The following is a 5,456-nucleotide window of genomic DNA, read 5'->3' as shown; positions in this document are numbered from 1 at the left end:
GTGCGCCGGTCGCCCACGGGTCGTCGGCCGGAGCGCCGCCGCCCTGCTGCTGACCGCCGCCGGGGCCACCGCCCCAGCCGCCGCCACCGCCGCCCTGGCCGCCACCGCCGCCGTAGCCACCCTGGCCACCGCGTCCGGTGGTCTTGGTGACCTTGGCCGTGGCGTTGCGCAGGCTGGCACCGACCTCGTCGACATCCAGCTCGTAGACCGTGCGCTTGATCCCCTCACGGTCCTCATACGACCGCTGCTTCAGCCGGCCCTGCACGATGACGCGCATACCGCGCTGAAGCGACTCGGCCACGTTCTCCGCGGCCTGCCGCCACACCGAGCACGTGAGGAAGAGGCTCTCGCCGTCCTTCCACTCGTTGGTCTGACGGTCGAACGTACGAGGAGTGGACGCGACACGGAACTTCGCGACCGCCGCACCGGAGGGGGTGAAGCGCAGCTCGGGGTCGTCGACGAGATTGCCGACGACCGTGATGACGGTCTCGCCTGCCATTGGGGAACCTCTCGGCGGGTACTGCTGGGCTGCTTGCTACTCGTTGCGATATGGCCCGGTGACCGTTGAACGCTTACGCGGTCAGTGGGTCTCGGGACGGAGGACCTTGGTCCGGAGGACCGACTCGTTCAGGTTCAGCTGGCGGTCGAGCTCCTTGACGACCGCCGGCTCGGCCTGCAGGTCGATGACCGAGTAGATGCCCTCGGGCTTCTTCTTGATCTCGTACGAGAGACGACGACGCCCCCAGGTGTCGACCTTCTCGACCTTGCCGTTGCCCTCACGGATAACGGAAAGGAAGTTCTCGATCAGCGGGGAGACAGCACGCTCCTCGAGATCGGGGTCGAGGATGACCATCACCTCGTAGTGACGCATGTGGAACCCACCTCCTTTGGACTCAGCGGCCACGGTCGTTCCGTGGCAGGAGGGTCGTGATGCGTTGTGCCGCGGCGTCTGTGCAGACACCACCGCAGACCGTACACAGTACCCGGCTCCTGCCTCCCGCTTGAAATCCGGGCGTCTTGGCCCGCAATCTGTACACATCGGGTGTGAGCGGCGTTACAGTTCGCCGCCCTGCCTTTATGTGCCTACCTGGAGGTGCCCCATGGCACAGGCAGCACGACCGCAGCACGGACTGCTCTCCTTCCTGGACACCGATGGCAAGGCTCATCCCCGCGAGAACGCCATCGCCGTGGCGACGCTGCTGATCGGTTTGATCTCCTTCGTCACGGCCTACTTCCCCGGCCTCCACCTGGTCAGCTCGTGGACCGGACTGATCGGCATGCTCGGCGGGGCATGGGGCCAGCTGATCTCCGCGACCACCGGAGAGCGGTTCCTGCTGATCATCGGGCTCGGTGCCTCGGGCGTCGGCTTCTACCTCGGGATGGCGCACGGCGGGCTCTTCGGCGGGCTGCTGGGCTGACTCCCCGAGGGCGGGTTGGCCCCGGGCCCAAACGGGGCGCGCCCCGGTCGCAGTAGGCTTCGGCGCGAGAGCCGGAGCCCCGACCCTGGGGACAAACCTGCCGAGGAGCGCCCCGCAATGAGCCTGACCCTGAGGACGATCAGCCGAGAGCAGCATCTGGCGTACATCCAGAGCCTGCCGTCGGCAAGCCACATGCAGGTCCCGGCATGGGCTGACGTCAAGTCGGAGTGGCGCTCGGAGAACCTCGGCTGGTTCGACGCCACCGGCCAGTTGGTCGGCGTCGGCCTCGTTCTCTACCGCCAACTGCCCAAGATCAAGCGCTATCTCGCCTACCTCCCCGAGGGCCCGGTCATCAACTGGTACGCGCCCAACCTGGAGGAGTGGCTGCGCCCGATGCTCGCGCATCTCAAGCAGCAGGGCGCCTTCTCCGTGAAGATGGGCCCGCCGGTCATCATCCGCCGCTGGGACGCCGCCGCGATCAAGTCCGGTATCCAGAACCCGGATGTGAAGCGGCTGCGCGACGTCGAGGCCACCCATATCGAGCCGCGGGCCTTCGAGGTCTCCGACCGGCTGCGGCGGATGGGCTGGCAGCAGGGCGAGGACGGCGGCGCGGGCTTCGGAGACGTCCAGCCGCGGTACGTCTTCCAGGTGCCCCTGGAGAACCGCTCCCTGGAGGACGTCCACAAGAGCTTCAACCAGCTGTGGCGCCGCAACATCAAGAAGGCCGAGAAGGCGGGCGTCGAGGTCGTCCAGGGCGGCTACGAGCACCTGGGCGAGTGGCAGCGGCTCTACGAGATCACCGCGGAGCGCGACCACTTCCGGCCCCGCCCGCTCAGCTACTTCCAGCGCATGTGGACGGCCCTCAACACCGAGGACCCCAACCGGATGCGGCTGTACTTCGCCATGCACGAGGGCGAGGCGGTGGCGGCCGCCACGATGCTGGTCGTCGGCGGCCACGTCTGGTACTCCTACGGTGCCTCCGCCAACCACAAGCGCGAGGTCCGGCCCTCGAACGCGATGCAGTGGCGGATGCTCCGCGACTCGTACGCGCTCGGCGCGACCGTCTACGACCTCCGCGGCATCTCCGACTCGCTCGACGAGACCGACCATCTCTTCGGCCTGATCCAGTTCAAGGTCGGCACCGGTGGGCAGGCTGCCGAATACCTCGGTGAGTGGGACTTCCCCCTCAACAAGCTGCTCCACAAGGCGCTCGACATCTACATGTCCCGCCGCTGACCCTGTTTGCCTGATCCCCCGCAAAAGCTGCATACCTCGAATACACCGCGGCAACGAGAAAGGTTCCGGGACCGGCCAATGGCGCTCACCCTCTACGTCGACACCGCGCGCTGGCGGGCGCACCAGCAGATGGTCATCCAGCAGTTCCCGGGGATAGTCCCGGTCTGCAAGGGCAACGGCTACGGCTTCGGCCATGAACGGCTGGCCGAGGAAGCCGCCCGCATCGGCGCCGACGTCCTCGCCGTGGGCACCACGTACGAGGCCGCCCGGATGAAGGACTACTTCAGCGGCGACCTGCTCGTCCTCACCCCCTTCCGCCGCGGGGAGGAGCCGGTGCCGCTGCCGGACCGGGTGATCCGGTCGGTCTCGTCCGTCGACGGCGTCTACGGCCTGGTGAACGCGCGTGTCGTGATCGAGGTCATGAGCAGCATGAAGCGGCACGGCGTCACCGAGGAGGACCTGCCCAAGCTGCACGCCGCGATAGAGAACGTGCGGCTGGAGGGGTTCGCCATCCACCTCCCGCTCGACCGGACCGACGGCATCGACGCGGTCGAGGAGGTCATCGGGTGGATGGACCGGCTGCGCGCGGCGCGGCTGCCGCTGCACACCATGTTCGTCAGCCACCTCAAGGCGGACGAACTGGCGCGGCTACAGCAGCAGTTCCCGCAGACCCGGTTTCGTGCGCGCATCGGCACCCGGCTGTGGCTGGGTGACCACGAGTCGACGGAGTACCGGGGCTCGGTGCTCGACGTCACCCGGGTCGCCAAGGGCGAACGCTTCGGCTACCGCCAGCAGAAGGCCGCCTCCGACGGCTTCCTGGTGGTCGTCGCGGGCGGCACCTCCCACGGCGTCGGCCTGGAGGCGCCCAAGGCGCTGCACGGGGTGATGCCCCGCGCCAAGGGGGTCGCCCGCGCCGGTCTCGCGACCGTCAACCGCAACCTCTCGCCCTTCGTCTGGGCGGGCAAGCAGCGGTGGTTCGCCGAACCGCCGCACATGCAGGTGTCCATCCTGTTCGTGCCGGGCGATGTCACGGCACCGCAGGTGGGGGATGAGCTGGTGGCCCATCTGCGCCACACCACGACGCAGTTCGACCGCCTCTTCGACCGCTGAGCCCCGTCGCCGCAGGTGGGCTCCCGCGGGGAGCTCACTTGCGGCCGGTGCCCCAGTCCGTGAGCGCCGCGCCCTCGTACTGCGCCGTGCGCCGCGCCTCTCCCAGCACGAACGCGTCCGGCGCCCGGTCGAGCACGCCGCCCGACGGGTCGTCCGAGCCGTCCCGGCGCACCGGATCCCGGTCCGGTACCAGCGCGTCCCGCACGACCATCGCGCACAGGAAGAGCGTTCCCGCGAAGTGCAGCGCGGTCGCGAGCTGGTAGCCCTCGGGCGGCAGCCCCCGGTGCTGATCACCGCTGTTGGTGTACGCGAGGTACATCCAGATCCCGAGGAAATACATCACCTCGCACGCCTGCCACACCAGGAAGTCCCGCCAGCGCGGCCGCGCCAGCGCGGCGAGCGGAATCAGCCACAGCACGTACTGCGGTGAGTAGACCTTGTTGGTGAGCACGAAGGCCGCGATGACCAGGAAGGCGAGCTGGGCGAAGCGCGGCCGCCGCGGGGCGCACAGGGCGAGGGCCGCCACTCCGGCGCACGCCAGCAGCATGAGGATCATGGCGTAGGTGTTGACGTCGTCCATGGGGTTGCCGGTGCGCTGCGAGATGATCAGCCAGAGCGACCCGAAGTCGACCGGGCGTTCCTCACTGAACGTGTAGAACTGCTTCCACCCCTCGCGGATGTGCAGCCCCCCGCCCTGCGTAGTGATCATCACGGGCACGTTCACCACCAGCCAGGAGGCCGCCGCGCCGCCCGTCGCCGCCCAGAAGGCGCGCCACCGGCCCGCGCGCAGGCACAGCACCAGCAGCGGTCCGAGCAGCAGCACCGGGTAGAGCTTCGCGGCCGTCGCGAGGCCGAGCAGCACACCGGCGGCCAGCGGGCGGCTGCGGGACCACATGAGCATGGCGGCGGCCGTGAGGGCGACCGCGAGGAGGTCCCAGTTGATCGTGGCGGTGAGCGCGAAGGCGGGGGCCAGCGCGACGAGCAGCGCGTCCCAGGGGCGGCGGCGGTGCGTACGGGATACGCAGACCGCGATGACCGCGGTGCAGGCCATGAGCAGGGCCGTGTTGGCCAGCCAGTAGACCTGTTCGCGGCTCTGGAGGTCGCCGCCGTGCGGGGTGAGCCAGGAGGCGACCTCCATCAGGAGTCCGGTGAGGACCGGGTACTCCAGGTACTCCATCCCGCCGGAGACGCTGTCCGGTATCCGGTTGAAGTACGGGACGAGATCATTGGCGAAGCCGCGGCCGTTGTAGAGGTGCGGTATGTCGGAGTAGCAGGCGTGGGTGTACTGGGCAGTGGCGCCGTAGAACCAGCCGCCGTTGTAGCAGGGCAGCTTCTGCACCATGCCCAGGGCGAACATTCCGATGGCGACGAGGGCGATGATCCGCACCGGGGTCCACCAGCTCGTGCCCAGCAGCGCCCGGCGTCCGACGGGGCCGCCGATCAGCTCGCTGCCGGCCGCGGCGACCGAATCCTCCGTGGTCGGCCGTACGGGCTGGGCCTGTGGATCCTCGCGCACGCTCATGGGGCCCATCCTGCCGTACGAGCCGGGCGGGAGGAGTGAGGACCGGCTCAGCGGCCCGCTGAGCGCCTCGGAACGTCCCGGCCGCCTGGGGACCGCGCACCCGTCCGTGAGGCGGGCAGAGCGCCGCAGAGGCCCGCGAACGGCGGCGGCCGCGCCGGAGCGGGATGCTC

General features: G+C 69.4%; 6 protein-coding genes. 3 read left to right on the top strand and 3 right to left on the bottom strand.

Annotated elements, in window-relative coordinates; all coding sequences use genetic code 11:
* A partial coding sequence (locus EEJ42_RS34665; protein WP_148082132.1) for a single-stranded DNA-binding protein occupies window positions 1-499 on the bottom strand: 499 nt, incomplete at its 3' end.
* 81 nt (window positions 500-580) lie between these two features.
* A complete protein-coding gene (rpsF, locus tag EEJ42_RS34660) occupies window positions 581-871 on the bottom strand; it encodes a 30S ribosomal protein S6 (RefSeq protein ID WP_123106135.1) in 291 nt (96 codons plus the stop codon).
* 229 nt (window positions 872-1,100) lie between these two features.
* Between rpsF and EEJ42_RS34655 the strand changes: the two genes are divergently transcribed.
* The 3 genes from EEJ42_RS34655 (at window position 1,101) to EEJ42_RS34645 (ending at window position 3,764) form a co-directional block, all read left to right on the top strand.
* Entirely contained in the window at window positions 1,101-1,418 is a 318-nt protein-coding gene (locus EEJ42_RS34655; protein ID WP_123106133.1) for a hypothetical protein, read from the top strand.
* Between the two features lie 117 nt (window positions 1,419-1,535).
* On the top strand, window positions 1,536-2,654 hold the full coding sequence (locus EEJ42_RS34650; RefSeq protein ID WP_123106131.1) for a lipid II:glycine glycyltransferase FemX: 1,119 nt from the start codon (window positions 1,536-1,538) through the stop codon (window positions 2,652-2,654).
* Between the two features lie 78 nt (window positions 2,655-2,732).
* Window positions 2,733-3,764, top strand: a complete 1,032-nt coding sequence (locus tag EEJ42_RS34645) for an alanine racemase (RefSeq protein ID WP_123106129.1) — start codon at window positions 2,733-2,735, stop codon at window positions 3,762-3,764.
* Window positions 3,765-3,798: 34 nt separating this feature from the next.
* Here EEJ42_RS34645 and EEJ42_RS34640 read toward each other — a convergent pair whose 3' ends face one another.
* A complete protein-coding gene (locus EEJ42_RS34640) occupies window positions 3,799-5,286 on the bottom strand; it encodes a glycosyltransferase family 87 protein (RefSeq protein WP_184503420.1) in 1,488 nt (495 codons plus the stop codon).
* Window positions 5,287-5,456: the final 170 nt, after the last annotated feature.

Origin of the sequence: Streptomyces botrytidirepellens, from assembly GCF_003721215.1 — a bacterium.
In the GTDB taxonomy this organism is placed as follows: Bacteria; Actinomycetota; Actinomycetes; order Streptomycetales; family Streptomycetaceae; genus Streptomyces; species Streptomyces himastatinicus.
This window is presented reverse-complemented; position numbering and strand designations above follow the sequence as displayed.